Source organism: Streptomyces dioscori (assembly GCF_003024195.1).
Taxonomy (GTDB): Bacteria; Actinomycetota; Actinomycetes; order Streptomycetales; family Streptomycetaceae; genus Streptomyces; species Streptomyces dioscori.
The window spans coordinates 149362-168035 of the sequence record NZ_KZ679056.1 but is presented as its reverse complement, the minus strand read 5'-3'; the positions used below and the strand labels follow the sequence as shown (position 1 = coordinate 168035).

Genomic DNA, 18674 nt, shown 5'->3' with positions numbered 1-18674 from the left:
GGCCGGTGGAACGGCCGGAGCCGGTTGCGGATGCGGGGTCGGGCGGAGGGAGGGAGTCGGAGGATGGGCGCAGAGGACGATGAGCAGACGGCCGCGGAGCCGCTGCCGGATCTTCTCGCACTGGGGCTCGCGGAGTTGAGGACGATCGAGCACCCGGTGCTGGCCGAGGTCCTGGCCGAGCTCAGGGAGAGGGCGGAGCAGCCGAGCGAGATGCTGTGGGGGTTCAACAACGCGTTCTGAGCCGTACGGGCTGCCGGTTCAGGCCGGTCCGCCGGTTGAATCGGACAGCTTCGGCCGGTGGGCGTTTGCGACCGGGAAAGCGCTGGTAATGGCGCTGCGGACGGTCAGTGCACGGGGTGGGGGTCCGCCTGGAGGTGTTCCTCGACCCTGTGCGGAACTCGACGGCTGGGGGTGCCGGGTGGACGGCCTGCATGGATCCGCGTCGGCGTCGGTCGCGCCTGCACCTTTTCGCCAGTTCATCGTCAAGGTGCACGGCAGATGCAACCTGGCGTGCACGTACTGCTATCTGTACGAGGGCCCGGACCGCTCCTGGCTCGACCGCCCCGCCGGCGCTCCCTTCGAGGTGCTGGAACGTACGGCGGACCGTATCGCCGAACACGCGAGGACCCACGGGCTGGGCGCGCTGTCCCTGGTGCTGCACGGTGGCGAGCCCCTCCTGGCGGGAGCCGACACGCTGGCCCGTTTCACCGGGAGCGTGCGCGACCGGGTTCCGCGCTCCTGCGCGGTGCACGCCGTCGTGCAGACCAACGCCACCCTTCTGAACGCACGCCGCCTCATGGTCCTCGCCCGCCAGGACATCCGCGTCGGCATCAGCCTCGACGGCGGCCTGCCCTCGCACAACACGCTCCGTGTGACACGCGGGGGCCGCCCCTCCTGGCCCGCCGCGGCGCGCGGCGCCCGGCTGCTCGCCGACGGCTTCCCGGACTCGTACGCCGGGATTCTCACCGTCGTGGACCCGGTCACGCCACCGGTCGAGTTCTACGAGTCCCTGCTCGCCCTGCGCCCGCCGGCCCTCGATCTCCTGCTCCCGCACGGGAACTGGTCGGCGCCGCCGCCGCACCTCACGCCGGAACCAGAGGAGGCGGACGCCCCGCGGGACGCCCTCACGCCGTACGGGGACTGGCTCTGTGCCGTGTTCGACCGCTGGTGGCAGGGGCCGAGAAGGGAGATGCGGGTGCGTCTCTTCGAGGAGTGCATGGCTCTGCTCATGGGGCTCCCCGCCGTCACGGAGGCCCTGGGGCTCGCCCCGTTCGACGCCGTCGTCGTGGAGACCGACGGCTCCATCGAGCAGGTGGACTCCCTCAAGTCGGCGTACGCCGGAGCGGCGTGGACCGGTCTCGACGTGCACCGGCACAGTTTCGACGAGGCACTGGGCCATCCCGGTGTCATGGCCCGGCAGGCGGGGGTCGCGGCGCTGGCGGCCCGTTGCCGGGGCTGCCCCTTGCTCACCGTCTGCGGCGGTGGCCACTACGCGCACCGCTACCGCGCCGGACGCGGTTTCGCCCACCCTTCCGTCTACTGTGCCGACCTGCAGCGGTTCATCCGGCACGTATCCCTCCGGCTCGCCGCCGCGACGCCGGGACGGTCATCCGCGGGGCTCACCGCCACCGGAGGAGACATCCCTTGATCCGAGGAGACACCTCTTGATCCCGTCGCCGCTGCCGGAGCAGGCGTTGAGCGAACTGGGCCGTACCGAAGGCGGTCCGGACACCCTGGCCTTCCTCGTGAGGGATCAGCACGTACGGCGCCTGCTTCTCCTGCGTGCGGTCCTGGACGCCGTGGAGGAAGCCGACGCGGAGGTCTGCCCACCGGCGCTGCGCGAGCGGTTCCGGGCGGACTGGACGCTGCTGGAGCAGGCCGACCGGGCAGGTGTCGCGCGGGCGCCGGCCGACCGCGACGACGACGTCCGCGGTACTCCGGCCCGTGACACGCTGCTGTACCCCCTTGTAGGGCCGCTGGCCCGCAGCTGTCTGCGAGCCCTGGGCGCCGAAACGATTCCACCCACGGCGCGACAGCTGCGGTCCCGCACCCTGCGCTGCGAACTGAGCCGCTTCGGCGCGCTCGCCGTCGCGGCGGCGGTACGGGCAGGAGTGTCGTTCTCGGTGCGGCTGGACGCATACGACGGTCTGCTCGTCCTGCCCTCCCTGGGCGCGTTGCGTACGTCCCCCGACGTGAGCGTGCACGTCGTGGGCGGCGACGGCCGTATGACTTTTCGGCGGCGTGGTGAGGCTGATGTCGTGGTTTATGTGGCGGGCCGCGACATCGTCACGGGTTCCGGACTCGCGTCCAGGGGTGGTTTCGCGACCCGGTCCGACGCGGTCTCGTGGAGTCCTGTGTACATGCTGCCGGGCCTGGTTCCCGGTTCGGTTCCCGTTCCCCTCGACGACATCGATCCGCACCGCACGGTGAGCGACGGTCCGCGCCACCGTGAACTGAGCGGCCCGGCCGAGCTCGACCGGAGGCAACGGGAGCGCTGGCAGCTGTCCTGGGCGGGGGTGCGCTCGGTCCTGCAACTCGGCGGTGGACAGCGGGTGGCCGAGGTCGCCGGGCTCCTGCGCTGTCTCGTGCCCCTGGCCGCCCCTGTGGGCCCCGGCGTGCACGGCCGGGCGACGGGAAGCTGCAGCGGAACCCGGAGGGAGGCTTTCGGTGCCGTGCTCAGCAGTACGCCGCCGACCCCTGCCACCTTGGCGGCGACCCTCGTGCACGAGATGCAGCACTCGAAGCTGGCCGCTCTCAGTGATCTCGTCGTGTTGCACCGGGAGGGGCCTCAGGAGCGGTTCTTCGCACCGTGGCGACCGGATCCCAGACCCTATGACGGGCTGCTGCAGGGGGTGTACAGCCATGTGGCGCTCGCTGACTTCTATCAACGGTGTGCGCTCGACGCCGACGCCCGGCCCGGACAACGGCACGCCGCGTGGAGGGAACACGCGCGTTACCGGGCGCAGACGAAAATCACGTTGCCGGTGCTCGCGGCGTCCGAAAGTCTCACGGAAACGGGGCGCGCGCTGGTGGATCAGTTGCTTGTGGAATGTGAGCGCATGGGGGAGGCGCCTCCTCCCGCAGGCGTGCGGATCGATGCCGAGGAGCGCGTCCGTGACGCCTATGCGCGCTGGGTTCGCTGTTACGTGCCCACCGAATGAGTGAAAGATGGTGTGTCCCCACCGTAAGCAGCCCATTTCGCGGGGGAGGATCGCGAGGCAATATCCAACATATCGGCGTAAATGGGATGGTCGGCTCGTCGGCGAGTGGTGAGAAGGGCTGGATCTGTCAACTGGCCCTGGAAGGCGCTCTGTTGATTGCTCCCGTGCGCGTCTAGACTCACGCGCGGAAACGCGGGGGAGGCTGCTGCATGTCTGGACGCCGTTCGCCGGTCGGGCCGGCCGACAAGCATGGCCAAAAGCCGACCATCACGATCAGTTTTGCGGGTTACAACCGGGCCTGGGCGACCTGGATCGGTCACGTGCTGGAACGCCGCGGACAATGTGTCATGTACCGACGGTGGGAGGGCCCGTCTGAAGTTCCGCTCACGGAACAACTGCGGGAGTTGAAAAGGGCTTCGGGACGCATTCTCATCGTCGTCAGTGAGTGGTACTTCCAGCTCGGGCCCCGGACGTACGAGGAATGGAACTCGGCCCTCCGGGAGGTGGTGGCCCCGGATGCCGAGCGGTTCGCCGGCGTCCTGGTGACCAGCAGCCCGGTACCGACGGCCACCGCCGTGCTCGCGGCGACGGACCTGACGCTCCCCGGTGCCGAAGAGGCCGAGCGGCGCGTCCTCGACCGGCTGGACCTGCTCGGTGAGCCCCTGGTGGAGGCCAGCGGGAGCACGCGGCGGGCACCGCTGTTCCCGACCGCCACCCCGGAGGTCTGGGACCCGACGGTGCCCGACCGGAACCCCCGTTTCACCGGGCGGGAAGAGCTGATGAGCGACGCGTACCGACTGCTGCGGGAAGCGCAGCCGGGAGCGGGCGTGGTGACCTTCCACGGCATGCCGGGAGTGGGCAAGACACAACTGGCCGCCGAATTCGTCTACCGGTTCCGTCTTGAGTACGACGTGGTCTGGTGGGTGCGTGCGGAGAAGCGCGCCGGGTGCCGGCGGGCTCTGGCGGAACTCGCACCCAAACTGGGGCTCACCACGGGCGCCGAGTACGGCGAACGGCTTCGGGCGGTACGTGCCTCGCTGCGCCGGGGCGAGCCCTACGCGAAGTGGTTGCTCATCCTGGACGGCGCCGACGAGCCGCAGGAGATCTCGGACCTGGTGCCGACGGGCACCGGCCACGTGCTGATCACCTCCCGCAATCCGCAGTGGCGGGAGCACGGCAGCCAGTTGCTGGAGGTGCCGGTCTACGACCGGACCGAATCGGTGGCCTTCATCCGCCGTCGTGCTCCGAGGCTGACCCGGACCGAGGCCGCGCAGCTGGCGGAAGGTCTGGAGGATCTGCCTCTGGCACTCGACCAGACCGCAGGCTGGCTCGGTGACTCCGATCTGTCGGTGGCGCACTACATCGATTTGCTGGAAGGCAGTATCGAGCGGAGCGAGGTCAGGGTTTCTCCCGACTTCCCCATGTCTTTCCAGCAGTCCTGGTCGATACTGCTCGGCAAACTCCGGGAGACCGCACCGGATTCCGTCGACCTCCTGCGGTTGTGCACCTTCTTCGCGCCGGGTCCGATTCCCGTGGATCTCCTGAGAAGAACGCCGGACGTGCATGTGCCGGCCCGCATCGCCGACCTGTTGCACGATGCGCGGGCATGGCAGGACGCGGTGACGCAATTACGGCGCTATTCCGTCATCACCGAGGGCCTACAGGCCGCGGACCCCGACGAGAACATCGCCTCGGAAGAACCTTTTTACCTGCACCGGATGGTGCATCAGATCGTCCGCCAGAACATGCCGGACCAGGACCGTCAGGAATTTATCGACGTGGTGCGGCAAGCTCTTGTGGCGGCGAACCCCGGGGACCCGGGCGACATCCGCTCCTGGGCTGTGTACGCCCAGTTGGTGCCACACCTCAAATATGCGGACGTACTGGGGAGCGAGGACCGCGGAGTCCAGAACCTCATTCTCAAAAGTCTTCGTTACATGTATCTCTCCGGTGATCACGCGGCGGGCATCAAGCTCGGTGAACGAGCGCTGGAAGTCTGGCGCGCCACTCTGGGTGAGAACAACCCGCGAGTGTGGGAGGTCGCCCACCACCTCGCCAACCTGTTGCGCAAGGTGGGCGAGTACCAGCGCTCGGAGGCCATCACGCGTTCAGCCATCGAGCATCTGCGGGAAGCGCAGGGGGTCGAGTCGCTGGCGCACCTGCGTGCCGTCAACGGCCTCGCTGCCGACCTGCGCGCGCTCGCTCGATATGAGGAGTCCCGGGAACTGTGCGAATGGCTGGTCCCGACCTGCCGTGACGCCCTGAGCGCGAATTCCCGGACGACCATGCGCTCGGAGAACAATCTGGCGCTCTCCCTGCGGCTTCTGGGCCGGTACGAAGCGGCACGTGACCAGGACCGGCGCACGTTGGAGGACCGGCGAAGGATTCTGGGAGCGACGAGCCCGGAAACGCTCTCGTCGCAGCGGTCCTACTCCCTCGACCTCCGGCTGCTGGGCGAGTACAAGGTGGCGGGCTCGATCCAGCGGGAGAACGTGCGCGAAATGCGCAAGGCCGTGGGACCGGACCACGAGGACACACTGCTCGCGGAGTACTACCTCGCGCTGTGCCAGTACCGCGCCAGTGGCAGCAGCGACGAACGCGACCGCACATGGGATCTGATCGTCGAGCTGCGGACGCGCTGCGAACGCGTGCTCGACCTGACGCATCCGCACACACTGATCGTCACCTCCGCCCTCAGCTGTCTCGCCCGTCGTCGCGGGCTCGTCGACGAGGCGAACGCCGTGAGTGAATCCGTCATCGCCAGGTACGAGGTGATGCTCTCCGACGGGCACCCGTACATCGTCGGTTCCCGTGCCAACCACGCTCTGGTCCTCTATGACGCGGGGGAGCGCGAGCAGGCCCACGCACTGACCGAGCGGGCCCTGGCCGACATGACGACGGCGGTGGGCGACACGCATCCATGGACGCTGGGCTGTGCCCTGAACTCCTCCGTCATGCGCAAACTCGTGGGCGACTTCGAAGCGGCCACCGACCTCAGCAAGGACACCGTCTCCAAGGCCACCGCCACGCTGGGGAGCAGCCATCCGCTGACGCTCTTCGCCCGGGTCGCTCTCGCGGACGACCTGCGCGGGCTGAGGAGCGTACAGCAGGCGGAGAAGATCGAGCAGGAGGCGCTGTCCGACCTGGCCTCCGCGTTCGGCCCTCAGCACCTCTACACCGTCCGGGCCCGCCGTCGTGAGCGTCCCGTCTGGGACTTCGAGCCCCTGACCACGTGAGAGGAGCGACCACGCGTCCATGGGCATAACCCTTGGAAGACCGGGGAAAGACCCAGTCTTCACCTTCAACTGCCGCGTCTGAAAGCCAAGTTGACTAGGGGGACACGTGGTGATTCTGATGGGCCCCGTTCCGGCGGGCGCGGACGGGCCCATCCCCGTCCAGATCGAGGTCGACCTCGGTCCGGACGCGGAGGACGGCTCCGACGGCGGTCTCGCGGCCGTCTACGGGGACGAGGAGATCAGGGGGCGGGCCGCCCAGCGTGTCGTGGAGGTGGCGCACGACGCCTACACAGACGGGCTGGAGCTGGCCCGGAGGTGCGCCGCGCAAGCCGTCAGCCGGTTCGGCGAGCTCTCCGACGGTCTGCGGCCCGACGAGATCGAGATGCAGTTGTCGATAAAGGTCGACGCGGGAATGGCGGCGCTGGTCACCAGCAAGGCCGAAGCACAGCTGCAGGTCACGTTCCGGTGGCGGACCGCCGCCCCGACAGAGGCGTTACCGGGCAGCGGAGGGGGAACCGACTCGTGAGCCGTACGACCGGAGCCATACGCATCCTTCCCTACAGTCGTGTGGTGGGGCAGAACGACCTCAAGCTGGCGCTCGAACTGAACTACGTGGCACCGCGTATCGGCGGTGTCCTGATGGCCGGGGCGCGTGGCACCGCCAAGTCCACGATCGTGCGGGCCTTCGCACTGATGGCGCACGCGGAACTGCCCGTCACCCTCCCCATCAACGCCACCGACGACCGGGTGGTCGGCGGCTGGGAGCTGGAGGCGCTGATGAGGGGAGAGGCCCGCCCGCAGCCGGGACTGCTCGAAGAGGCGGCCGGAAAAGGACTGCTGTACATCGACGAGGTCAACCTGCTCGACGACCACCTCGTCAACGTCATCCTCGATGTCGTCTCCACGGGCGTGCTGTCCGTCCAGCGGGAGGGCCTGGCCAACGCCAAGCACGTCTCCTTCGGCCTGGTGGGCACGATGAACCCCGAAGAGGGCTGGCTGCGGCCGCAGTTGCTCGACCGGTTCGGGCTCATGGTCGCCGCACAGCAGCAGGACTCAGACACCCGGCACCGGACGATAAAGACCGTGCTGGCCTTCGAGGAGGAGCACCAGAAGGACGAGTCGCCCTGGCTGGAGGAGGCCGCGCGGGACAACGCCGTCACCCGGGAACGGCTGGAGGGTGCCAGGAGCCGGGTGGACACGATGCCGGTCCCGGACGAGGTGGTCAGGCTCTGTGCCCAGGTGGCTCAGAGAGTCGACGCCGTCGGACAGCGCGGCGAGATCGTCGCGACCAGGGCTGCCCGCGCGCTGGCCGCCCTGGAGGAGGCGGACGGAGTGGAGCCGGGCCACCTGCTCAGGGTGCTGCCCATGGCGTTCCGCCACCGCAGGCCGGAGGCCGCCCACGGCGGCACGTTCGACTGGGCTCCCGACGACGAGGCCCGTGTCAAGGACCTCTTCGACGCGGGCTGAGACCGACGATGTCCACCGAGCCGCCGCGCGACGCGGACCGACGAGCCGGCACCGGCACCCCTGTCGGCACAGGCACTGGTACTGGCACCGGCACCGAGCCGGAGCGCCGAGCACGGTACGAGCAGGAACAGCAGCCGGACGATCTCGCGCTGCGCCTGTGCCGGGCTCTTGTCTGCGCCGCCGTCGACCCCGCGCTCTGCAGCGTGCTGCTGTTCGACCTGGAACCCCGGCTGCTCGACCCGGTGGCCCGCCTCTTCCGCCGGATCCTGGCGGGCGTGGGGCAGCCGGAGGCGCCGCTGGTCATGCTCGGCACCACCAGCCGGGACGAAGACCTGTGGGCCAGGACCGTACTGCGCCAGGAGACGGGCGGCATCGCCTTCCGCCTGGAGCCCGGCCCGCTGATCCAGGCGGACGACCGCCCCGGGGCGCTGCCGCCCGTGGTCGCCGTGCCCGACCTGTGCCGCCTGAGCGTCGCCGGGATGCGCGCAGCCGTCCAACTGCTCGGTGCGGACGTGGCGGTGGTCGAGCACGTGGGTCTGAGCCGGACCGCCCGGCCCCGGGCCCGCTGGCTGGCGGCCTGCGGCTCGGCCGACGCCGGCCGGGTCAGCAGCCACCTGCTCGACCGGTTCGCCATCCGGCTGCCCGCCGCCGATCTGCGGCTTCCCGACGTCGAGCGGCTGCTGGTCTCCCTGCCGCCGGCCTGGCTGGAGCGTGCGGCCCGGGCGGCCGGCGGGAACGACGCGCCGGCCGTCACCGTGACCGACGAGGCGATCACCCGGGTCGGCCGTCTGCTCGGTCCGGACACCGGCGTGCGCAGGCAACTCGCCCTCGCCAGGCTCGCCCGGGCGCTCGCCGCCCTGGAGGGGGAACCCACGGCAGCGGTCGCGCACTGCGACGAGGCGGCCCGGCTCATGGGCCTGGCCGTCACCGAGCCGCCCCAGCCTCCCGAACCGGCGGCCGGTCCGGCGCATCCCACGCCGCATCCGCCCCGCCCCGTACCGCGGCCGCGCGGCGACACCGTACGGCGCGGACAGACCGACCACGCCGAGCGCCGCTGGGCCGAATCCGGAGGGACCCTGCTGGAGACCGAACCGGCCGAAGGCGTCGGCAGCGCCCCCGGCGGTACTCCGGCCGTCTTCGCCACGCCCTACCCCGAGGACCGCGCGGACGTCCTGCGCGACTTCGCCCCACTGCGCAGCCCGTGGCAGCGGACGGCCGGCACGGATCCCCGGCGCGGAGTGGTCATCGGCTCACGGCGGGCCCGGGACCTGAACGACCTCGCCTATGTGCGCAGTGTGCGTGAGGCCGCGGTGCACCAACGCGTCCGCCGCACCGAGGGCTTCACCGTGTCCCCCGCCGACCTGCACAGCCACGTGCGCGCCGGCGCGCCGGAACGCCTCCTCGTGCTGGTGCTCGACCACACGTGCCGCGTCGACTGGGACTGGCAGGACACCCTGACCCCGTATCTCCAGTGGGCCTACACCATGCGCGCCGCCGTCCACGTCGTGGAGGTCGGCGGCGCGCGGGCGGCGGACGAGCTGAAAGCGGAGTCCTTCGCCCTGCGCAGCGTGCTCGACCCGCGGCTCCTCGCCGCCCTCTACCGGCCGCCGGGCCGCGCGAGCCCGCTCGCCCACGGCATCGAACAGGCTGCGCGGGCCCTTCGCCGAGCCTTCCGCCAGCACGGCAGCGGTCTCGCCGAGGCCTGGCTCGTCGTGGTCACGGACGGGCGGGGCAACGTCCCGCTGAGGGCCAGTCACACAGGACGGGTGAGCGGCCCGGTGGGCGCGGAAGGGGTGGAGGACGCGTTGAACGCCGCGGCGGACGTCAGAAGCATGGACCGCACCCGCCTGCAGACGGTCGTGGTCGACGCGGGGCGCGAACCGTACGGAAACCTGCCGCTCAACCTGGCGGACACACTGGGCGGCATCATCGTCGAAGGACGCGGCGAGGGCCCGGACACCGGCCGGGGAGGGGACGCCGGTGAGTGGTGAGCCGCCGCGTGGTCCCCGCTGGCTGACGGGCGCGGGCAACGCGATCCGCCGGACGCCGCTGAGCCGCCCCGTGGACACCGTGCGCCGTGAGCTCCCGGCGCTGCTCCACCTGCGGCATCCGCCGGAGGCTCCGCTGGGCATGGGCAGTGTCGACGCCCGGCTCAACGAGCGGCTGGAGGACGGGTACGCGGTGCTCCGGGTCATCCGTGCCGCGGGCGCGGACGGGCGGGACGGCTATCGGTTCCGCGGCTGGTGCGGCGACCTCTCGGTCACCTGCGCGCCAGGACCGACCCGCCTGACCGCTCCGGCCGTCGGCCTGGGCAACCTGACGCAGCGTGGCCTGTACCCCTCCGAGATCCTGCGCGGCATCCAGCACTGGTCGGGCAACCAGGGCGAACTGGCCTCCTGGATCAACAGCGTCCGCGCCAGGCACGGCGACGCACTGCGCCTCATCGTGTGGGACGACACCGGCTACGAGCTGCCGTGGGAGGCGTTCTGGGTGCCATCTGACGAGGAACACGGCCTGCCCGGGGGTCTGCTCGGAGCCCTGCTCGTCCTGACCCGCTGGACCACCGTGCACGACGGCAGCCAGGGCCCGCCGCGCCCCACCGGCGAGTGCCACGGCAGTGTCCTTGCCTACCTCCACCGGGACATGGTCGACGACTCCCATGTCTTCGCGCCGTACCTGCACCGGACGCACCCCGAGATGACCGCCTTCCTGGGGGCGCTCGACGCCACGGACCGGAAGGATCCCACCGGACTGGTCTACATGGGCTGCCACGGCACCTACGGCGACGCCGTCATGAGTCTCACGCTCGCGGACCGCACCTGGGCCGAATACAACGGCGAGACCATGGAGGTCCTGGGCAGGGACCGCTCCCTGGTGTGCCTGAACGCCTGCCATTCGGGACGTTTCGTCAACAACTTCGGGCAGGGTGAGAACGCGCTGCGCGGCTTCGCCGAGCTCTTCCTGCGCAAGGGGGCGGGCGGCTGCATCGTCACCGCCGGAGAGGTCGGGGACCTGGAGGCGCGCGTGCTGATCCAGCGGTTGGTACGCGAGGTCGCCGGCCGACCGGACCTTCCCGTCCCGGAGACGCTGCGTGCCTTCAGAGCCGGTGCCGTGAGGGACTTCGGCAGCCTGGCGGCCATCCCGACAACGCGCAACGATGACGGTCATGTGGACGCCGTCGGCCAGAAGCGGGTCATGCGGCTGCTGTACGCCTTCACCTTCCAGTACTACGGTCATCCGCTCACCACACTGCGACTCGTCACCGAGAAAGGGCACAGCGCCTGGGGAGAGGGTTCGTGATGAACCTCGACGACCACACCCTCCTGATCGAGCCCGTCGTGGCCTGGCCGCGGGAGGCCGAGACGCAGTGCGAGTACCTGGTCACCGTCGACCTGCGGGGCCCGCTGACCGAAGACGGGGGAACCGGCCGCTGGCCCTACCCCGACGAGGAGTTCACCTTCACCGTCGCCCTCGACGGCTCGCCGTACTTCGTCTGCACCGCCCTCGACGAGCCGAGCGTCGTCCTGCACCGGTTCGGCGGTACCTACGGACCGGTCCGCTTCCGGGTCTCCACCGGACGCGCCGCCGGACACGCCTCGCTGTGGCTGACGGTCGACAACCAGTGGGGCGTGCCGGTCCGCAAGGCCGAACTGCTGTCGGAGATCCGGGAGCGCGTGCCCGGCAGCGCGCCCGCCGCCCGGCTGGCGGAGGTCATGCGCGAACGGACGGCCGCGGCAGGCCCCCTGCCGGCCCCCAGGTCCACGGAACGGTCCGGTGACCCCTCCGGGGGCGGACACGGGACGGACGGCGGCCACCACCGTGTGACCGACCGGCGGGGCGCACCCGACAGCCTCCCGGAACTCCTGCCGCGGGGCCGGCCGCGACGGCTGCGGACCGGACGCCAGACCGTCACGCTCAGCTTCTCAGGCGTCCACCGGTTCTGGGCCGACTGGATCGGACACCGCCTGGAGCGCCGCGGCCACCGGGTCGTGCATCAGAGGTGGGGACCGCCGCCCGGCGTGTCCGTCGAGGACTCGCTGCGCGACCTCCTGCTGGCCCCCGGGCCCGTCCTGCTGCTCCTGAGCGATCAGTTCTTCAAACTGGGCACCCGTACGGCCCAGGAATGGGACCTGGCCCTTCGCGAGGTCGCCGTACCGAACGCACAGCGCATCGCAGCAGTGACCGTGGCTCCCTCGGCCCCGCCCGCGGGAGCGGTCGTGCTCGACGCGGTCACCCTCCACGACGTGAGCGCCGAAGAAGCCGAGCGGCGCGTCCTGGACCGGCTCGACCTGCCCTCCGATCCGCTCCCCGAGTCGCCGCGGGACACCCGTCCCGGCCCGCCCTTCCCGGTCCACACGCTCCGCGTATGGGGCCGCGTTCCCGAGCGCAACGACCGGTTCACCGGCCGGGTGCCGCTGCTGAACACGGTGTACGAGGCGCTGCAGCGCGAGAGCCGAGTGACCCTGCACGGCCTGTCGGGCGTCGGCAAGACCCAGCTGGCAGCCGAGTACGCCTACCGCTTCTCCTCCGGCTACCACGTGGTGTGGTGGGTGCACGCGGGCAACCGGGCCGCGTTCCGGCAGGGTCTCGCCGATCTGGCTCCCGAGCTGGGACTGCCGACCGGCGCCGAGTACGGCGAGCGGTTGCGCGCGGTACGGGACGCACTGGGCCGCGGCGATCCGTATCCGCGCTGGCTGCTCATCCTGGACGGCGCCGACGAACCGGACGACATCAGCGACCTTGTACCGGCCGGCACCGGACATGTGCTCCTCACCTCCTGCAATCCCGACTGGGGCACGCGTGCCGGCGCCATGGTGGAGGTCACCGGGTACGACCGCGAGGAGTCCGTGGCGTTCATCAGGAGGCGCGCACCACGCCTGACGGAGCTGGACTCCCACCAGTTGGCCGAGGCCCTGGGGGACCTGCCGCTGGTCCTCGACCAGACCGCGGGCTGGCTGGAGGAGTCCGGCATGCCGGTGGCGGAGTACCTTGAGCAACTCCTGGCCGGAGACACGGACCGGGACACCCTGGTCCAGGTGTCGGCCGACTTCCCGATGACCTTCCGTGCCGCCTGGGCGTTCCTGCTCGACAAGTTCCGTGAGACGTCACCGGATTCCGTGCAACTGCTGCGGCTGTGCACGTTCTTCGCCCCCGACGCGGTGCCGGTGGGTCTCCTGCGCGGGACACCGGCCGCCGGACTCCCGCCGGCCGTGGCGAGGCTCCTGACGGACGACGCCCGCTGGGACGGCGCCGTCGAACAGCTGCGGAAGTACTCGGTGGTCCGGGTGGAGCACCCACCGCAGGACCTGTCGAACGAGTTCCTCACCGTGCACCGGATGGTCCACCGCACGGTCCGGCACGACATGTCCGAGCAGGAGTACGTCGACTGCGCCGAAGTGGCCCGGCGCGTACTGGTCGGATCGGACCCGGACGACCCCGACAGGACCGAACTGTGGCACCGGTACGCCGAACTCGTACCCCACCTGGAACACGCCGACCTGCTGTCGCGCACCGATCCGGACGTCCAGGAGTTCGTTCTTCACTGCCTTCGCTACCTGTACCTCTCAGGCGAGTACGACACGGGCACCAGGTTCGCCGAACAGGCGCTGGAAGCCTGGCAGGGGGACCAGGACGAGCACTCCGAACGGCTGTGGGACCTGGGCCACCACTACGCCAATCTGCTGCGGTCCATGGGCGCGTACCGGAACAGCGAGACCGTGAACCGGGCGGCGGTCGAGGAGCACCGGGCGACAGGCGGAGTACGGGAGTGGCGGTATCTGCGTGCGGTGGGCAGCCTCGCCGCCGATCTGCGGGCACTCGGCCGCTACGCGGAGTCGCTGCACCTGTCGGAGGAGGTCTGTGAGGGCTACACGCAGCTGTTCGGCGAGGGCGCCCCGCCCACGCTCGGGGCGGAGAACAACAGGGCGGTCTCGCTGCGGCTGCTCGGCCGCTACGCGGAGGCCCTGGAGATCGACCGGCGGGTGTTCGGTCTGCGCTGCGATGTGCTGGGTCCGCACCACTTCCTCAGTCTGAACAGCGAGTTCTGGTGCGCGATCGACCTCCGCCTGCTGGGCCGCTACCGAGAGGCCCTGGAGACGCAGCGGGAGAACACGATCCGGCACCGGGAGGTCCTGGGCGACGACAATCCGCAGACGCTGTGGGCCGTCTACAACCTGGCCCAGTGCACGTACCGCACCGACGACCTGGACGCGGCGGAAGAGTATTTCGCCGCCGCGCGCGCCAAGAGTGAACGGGTCCACGGCAAGCGGCACTCGGTCACCCTGGTCTTCGCGACCGCCCACAGCTGCTTCATGCGCGAGCACGGAGACATCGATCAGGCACGCATGCTCAGCGAGCGTGTGGTCGCCCGGTACAGGCGTCTGCTCGGGCCGGACCATCTGTTCGTCGCCGGTGCCCGCAGCAACCAGGCCCTCATCCACCGGGCCGTCGGTGAACGGACGCAGGCCCGCGACCTCGCCGAACATGCGCTGGCCGACATGCGGAACGCCGTCGGACCCGACCACCCCTGGGCCCTCGGCTGCGCGGTCAACGCCGCGATGACGCTGCATCTCACCGACCGTGTCGAGGACGCCGCAGAGCTGGGCCGCGACACGGTGGAACGGGCCGGCCGGATCCTGGGCCCGGGCCATCCCCTGACCCGGGTCGCCCGTCGCGCGCTCGACGCCGACCTGCGGGCCTCGCACGATCAGGAGACGGCCGGTTCGGGGGACCGGGCACGGCTGTACTGGAACTTCGAACCCTTGAACATCTGACAAGCGCGTCGTGCCGCCCACGACCCAAGGGCCCGCCCCCGAGCCGAAGCTCAGGACCGGGCCCTCCGTTCCTACGGTCAGGTCAGTACACGCAGTGACCGGTCAGGCGTCGAACACCTCGCGCACCAGCTGCTCCTGCTCCGCCTGGTGGCGCTTCGCCGAGCCGACCGCCGGGGACGAGCCCGCCGGGCGGGAGATGCGGCGCAGGCGCTCCCCGTGGGGGACGTCCGCGCCGACCGCCAGGTCCAGGTGGTCGATGAGGTTGAGGGCGATGAACGGCCACGCGCCCTGGTTCGCCGGCTCCTCCTGGGCCCACAGGTACTTCTCGGCGTTCGGGTACTTGGCGATCTCCGCCTGGAGCTCCGCACCCGGGAGGGGGTACAGGCGCTCGATGCGGATGACGGCCGTGTCCGTGATGCCGCGCTTCTTACGCTCGGCGTCGAGGTCGTAGTACACCTTGCCCGCGGTGAAGACGACCTTCTTGACGGCCGCCGGGTCCACCGACGAGTCGCCGATGACGGGGCGGAAGCCGCCCGTCGTGAACTCCTCCGCCTTCGACGCGGCGGCCTTGAGGCGCAGCATCGACTTCGGGGTGAAGACCACCAGCGGCTTGTGGTGCGGGTTGTGCACCTGCCACCGCAGGAGGTGGAAGTAGTTCGACGGGAGCGTCGGCATGGCGACCGTCATGTTGTTCTGCGCGCACATCTGGAGGAAGCGCTCCGGGCGCGCGGACGAGTGGTCCGGGCCCTGGCCCTCGTAGCCGTGCGGGAGGAGCAGGGTGACGCCGGACGTCTGGCCCCACTTCTGCTCCGCCGACGAGATGAACTCGTCCACGACCGTCTGGGCGCCGTTGACGAAGTCGCCGAACTGCGCCTCCCACATCACGAGGGACTCGGGACGGGCCAGCGAGTAGCCGTACTCGAAGCCCATCGCCGCGTACTCGGAGAGGAGCGAGTCGTAGCAGTTGTAGCGGGCCTGGTCCTCGGAGAGGTACTGGAGAGGGGTGAAGTCCTCGGCGGTCTCCCGGTCGATCAGGACCGCGTGGCGCTGGCCGAACGTGCCGCGGCGGGAGTCCTGGCCCGAGAGGCGCACCGGGGTGCCCTCCAGGAGCAGGGAGCCGATCGCGAGCGTCTCGCCCATGCCCCAGTCGATCGTGCCGTCCTCGACCATCGCCGCGCGGCGCTGCAGCTGGGGCAGCAGACGCGGGTGGACGGTGACGCGCTCGGGGATGTTGACCTGGGACTCGGCGATCCGCTTGACGACCTCCTGGGAGATCGCCGTGGTGACCGCCACCGGGAACTCGGGCTTCACGTCGGGGGCGTGCGCCTCGCCCGGCGCGGACGCGGCCTCGCGGACCTCCGTGAAGACCTTCTCCAGCTGGCCCTGGTAGTCCTGCAGCGCCTGCTCGGCCTCTTCCAGCGTGATGTCGCCGCGACCGATGAGGGACTCGGTGTAGAGCTTGCGCACCGAGCGCTTCTTGTCGATCAGGTCGTACATCAGCGGCTGCGTGAACGCCGGGTTGTCCGACTCGTTGTGACCGCGGCGGCGGTAGCAGATGAGGTCGATGACGACGTCCTTGTTGAACGCCTGCCGGAACTCGAAGGCCAGCCGCGCGACACGGACGACGGCCTCGGGGTCGTCGCCGTTCACGTGGAAGATCGGGGCCTCGATCATGCGGGCCACGTCCGTGGCGTACATGGACGAACGCGACGACTCCGGGGCGGCGGTGAAGCCGACCTGGTTGTTGATGACCACGTGGACCGTGCCGCCGGTGCGGTAGCCGCGCAGCTGCGACATGTTCAGCGTCTCGGCCACGACACCCTGGCCGGCGAAGGCCGCGTCACCGTGCAGGGCGACGGGCAGGACGGTGAAGTCCGTGCCGCCCTTGTTGATGATGTCCTGCTTGGCGCGGGCGATGCCCTCCAGGATCGGGTCGACCGCCTCCAGGTGCGAGGGGTTGGCGGCCAGCGAGACCCTGATCTGCTCGCCGTCGAGGCCCGTGAAGACCCCTTCGGCGCCCAGGTGGTACTTGACGTCGCCGGAGCCGTGCATCGACTTCGGGTCGAGGTTGCCCTCGAACTCCCGGAAGATCTGCGCGTACGACTTGCCGACGATGTTCGCGAGGACGTTCAGGCGGCCGCGGTGGGCCATGCCGATGACGACCTCGTCCAGACGCGACTCGGCGGCGGAGTCGAGCACCGCGTCGAGCAGCGGGATGACGGACTCGCCGCCCTCCAGGGAGAAGCGCTTCTGGCCGACGTACTTCGTCTGCAGGAAGGTCTCGAACGCTTCCGCCGCGTTCAGCCGGCGCAGGATGCGCAGCTGCTCCTCGCGCTCCGGCTTGGAGTGCGGGCGCTCGATACGGTCCTGGATCCACCGGCGCTGCTTCGGGTCCTGGATGTGCATGAACTCGACGCCCGTGGTGCGGCAGTACGAGTCGCGCAGCACGCCGAGGATGTCGCGCAGCTTCATCAGGGACTTGCCCGCGAAACCGCCGACCGCGAACTCGCGCTCCAGGTCCCACAGGGTGAGCCCGTGCTCGGTGATGTCCAGGTCGGGGTGCTTGCGCTGGCGGTACTCCAGCGGGTCGGTGTCGGCCATGACGTGGCCGCGGACCCGGTAGGAGTGGATCAGCTCGAAGACGCGGGCGGCCTTCGTGACGTCGTCGTCGTGCGAGGCGTCGATGTCCTTGAGCCAGCGGACCGGCTCGTACGGAATGCGCAGGGCCTCGAAGATCTCGTCGTAGAAGCCCTGCTCGCCGAGCAGGTAGTTCGCGACGACGCGCAGGAACTCGCCGGACGCGGCGCCCTGGATGACCCGGTGGTCGTAGGTCGACGTGAGCGTCATGACCTTGGCGATGCCGAGCTTGTTCAGGGTGTCCTGGGAGGTGCCCTGGAACTCCGCCGGGTAGTCCATCGAGCCGACGCCCATGATGACCGACTGTCCGGGCATCAGACGCGGGACCGAGTGGACGGTGCCGAGGCCGCCGGGGTTGGTCAGCGAGACCGTGACACCGGTGAAGTCGTCCATCGTCAGCTTGCCGTCACGGGCCCGGCGGACGATGTCCTCGTAGGCCTGCCAGAACTCGAAGAAGTTCAGCGTCTCGGCCTTCTTGATGCCCGCGACGACCAGCTGGCGGTCGCCGTTGGGCTTCACCAGGTCGATGGCGAGGCCGAAGTTCACGTGCTCCGGCTTGACCAGGGTCGGCTTGCCGTCCTTCTCCGTGAAGGAGTAGTTCATCGACGGCATGGCCTTGATGGCCTGCACCATCGCGTAGCCGATGAGGTGGGTGAAGGAGATCTTCCCGCCCCGGGCACGCTTCAGGTGGTTGTTGATGACGATGCGGTTGTCGAAGAGCAGCTTCACCGGGACCGCGCGCACGGACGTCGCCGTGGGGACCTCGACGGAAGCGTTCATGTTCTTCGCGACCGCGGCGCTCGGGCCGCGCAGCGTCACGTATTCCGGCCCCGCCGGAGACTCGGTGGCCTCCGAGGCGGGCGCGGCCTTCGCCGCGGCCGGCTTGGCCGCTGCGGGCTTCGCCGGTGCGGCAGCCGGAGCCGCCGCCTTCGCCGGTGCGGCAGCCGCGGGCTTCGCGGCAGCCGGTGCGGCCTGGGCCTGGGCCTGGGCGGCCGGGGCCGGAGCCTTGGCGGGCGCGGCCTGAGCCGGAGCCTGTGCCTGGGCCGGAGGGGCCTGGGGCTGGGGCGCGGCAGGAGCGGCCGGAGCCGCCTTGGGCGCGGTGGTGGTTCCCGCGGCCCCCGCGGCCGCGGTACCCGCCGGAGCCGAGGCGGCCGCGCCGCCGGGCTTGTAGTCGGCGAAGAAGTCCCACCAGGCTCGGTCTACCGAATTCGGGTCCTGGAGGTACTGCTGATAGATCTCGTCGACGAGCCACTCGTTCGGCCCGAAAGCAGCCGCGGGGTTCTTCCCGGGCTGGTCCTCGGTCGAGACGCTCGATGAGTTACTGGGGGACTGTGGCGACACGGCGGCAACCGCCCTCTTCCGCTTCACAAGGTGATGGACAGCGGGAATAAAGGCTACGC

The 18674-nt window shown here is 70.4% G+C and carries 10 protein-coding genes; 9 read left to right on the top strand and 1 reads right to left on the bottom strand.

From position 1 onward, the window contains the following. Window positions 1–63: 63 nt before the first annotated feature. The 9 genes from fxsA (at window position 64) to fxsT (C6Y14_RS37365) (ending at window position 14637) form a co-directional block, all read left to right on the top strand. Complete coding sequence (gene fxsA, locus C6Y14_RS37405) at window positions 64–240, top strand: FxSxx-COOH cyclophane-containing RiPP peptide (protein WP_107021351.1); 177 nt, start codon at window positions 64–66, stop codon at window positions 238–240. Between the two features lie 88 nt (window positions 241–328). Next, window positions 329–1648, top strand: a complete 1320-nt coding sequence (locus C6Y14_RS37400) for an FxsB family cyclophane-forming radical SAM/SPASM peptide maturase (protein ID WP_107021350.1) — start codon at window positions 329–331, stop codon at window positions 1646–1648. Between the two features lie 16 nt (window positions 1649–1664). Continuing rightward, window positions 1665–3161: an aKG-HExxH-type peptide beta-hydroxylase gene (locus C6Y14_RS37395; protein WP_225891466.1), complete on the top strand. Its 1497-nt coding sequence runs from the start codon at window positions 1665–1667 to the stop codon at window positions 3159–3161. A 209-nt stretch (window positions 3162–3370) separates the two neighbouring features. Continuing rightward, window positions 3371–6397 carry an FxSxx-COOH system tetratricopeptide repeat protein gene (fxsT, locus tag C6Y14_RS37390; protein ID WP_107021349.1) on the top strand — a complete coding sequence of 1009 codons (3027 nt, stop codon included), beginning with the start codon at window positions 3371–3373 and terminating at the stop codon, window positions 6395–6397. Between the two features lie 106 nt (window positions 6398–6503). Beyond that, window positions 6504–6923 carry a CU044_2847 family protein gene (locus tag C6Y14_RS37385; protein ID WP_225891465.1) on the top strand — a complete coding sequence of 140 codons (420 nt, stop codon included), beginning with the start codon at window positions 6504–6506 and terminating at the stop codon, window positions 6921–6923. A gap of 44 nt (window positions 6924–6967) precedes the next feature. Then, on the top strand, window positions 6968–7864 hold the full coding sequence (locus C6Y14_RS37380; RefSeq protein ID WP_225891464.1) for an AAA family ATPase: 897 nt from the start codon (window positions 6968–6970) through the stop codon (window positions 7862–7864). Between the two features lie 8 nt (window positions 7865–7872). Continuing rightward, window positions 7873–9855, top strand: coding sequence for a magnesium chelatase (locus C6Y14_RS37375; RefSeq protein WP_107021346.1), 1983 nt, complete (start codon window positions 7873–7875; stop codon window positions 9853–9855). Continuing rightward, window positions 9845–11164, top strand: a complete 1320-nt coding sequence (locus tag C6Y14_RS37370) for a CHAT domain-containing protein (RefSeq protein WP_225891463.1) — start codon at window positions 9845–9847, stop codon at window positions 11162–11164. Before C6Y14_RS37375 ends, C6Y14_RS37370 begins: the two co-directional genes overlap by 11 nt. Continuing rightward, window positions 11164–14637 (top strand): FxSxx-COOH system tetratricopeptide repeat protein, encoded by a 3474-nt coding sequence (fxsT, locus tag C6Y14_RS37365; protein WP_107021345.1) that lies wholly within the window; start codon window positions 11164–11166, stop codon window positions 14635–14637. Before C6Y14_RS37370 ends, fxsT (C6Y14_RS37365) begins: the two co-directional genes overlap by 1 nt. A 102-nt stretch (window positions 14638–14739) precedes the next feature. On the opposite strand, the gene C6Y14_RS37360 is transcribed toward fxsT (C6Y14_RS37365), so the two are convergent. After that, window positions 14740–18615 (bottom strand): multifunctional oxoglutarate decarboxylase/oxoglutarate dehydrogenase thiamine pyrophosphate-binding subunit/dihydrolipoyllysine-residue succinyltransferase subunit, encoded by a 3876-nt coding sequence (locus C6Y14_RS37360; RefSeq protein ID WP_159074387.1) that lies wholly within the window; start codon window positions 18613–18615, stop codon window positions 14740–14742. Window positions 18616–18674 lie beyond the last annotated feature (59 nt).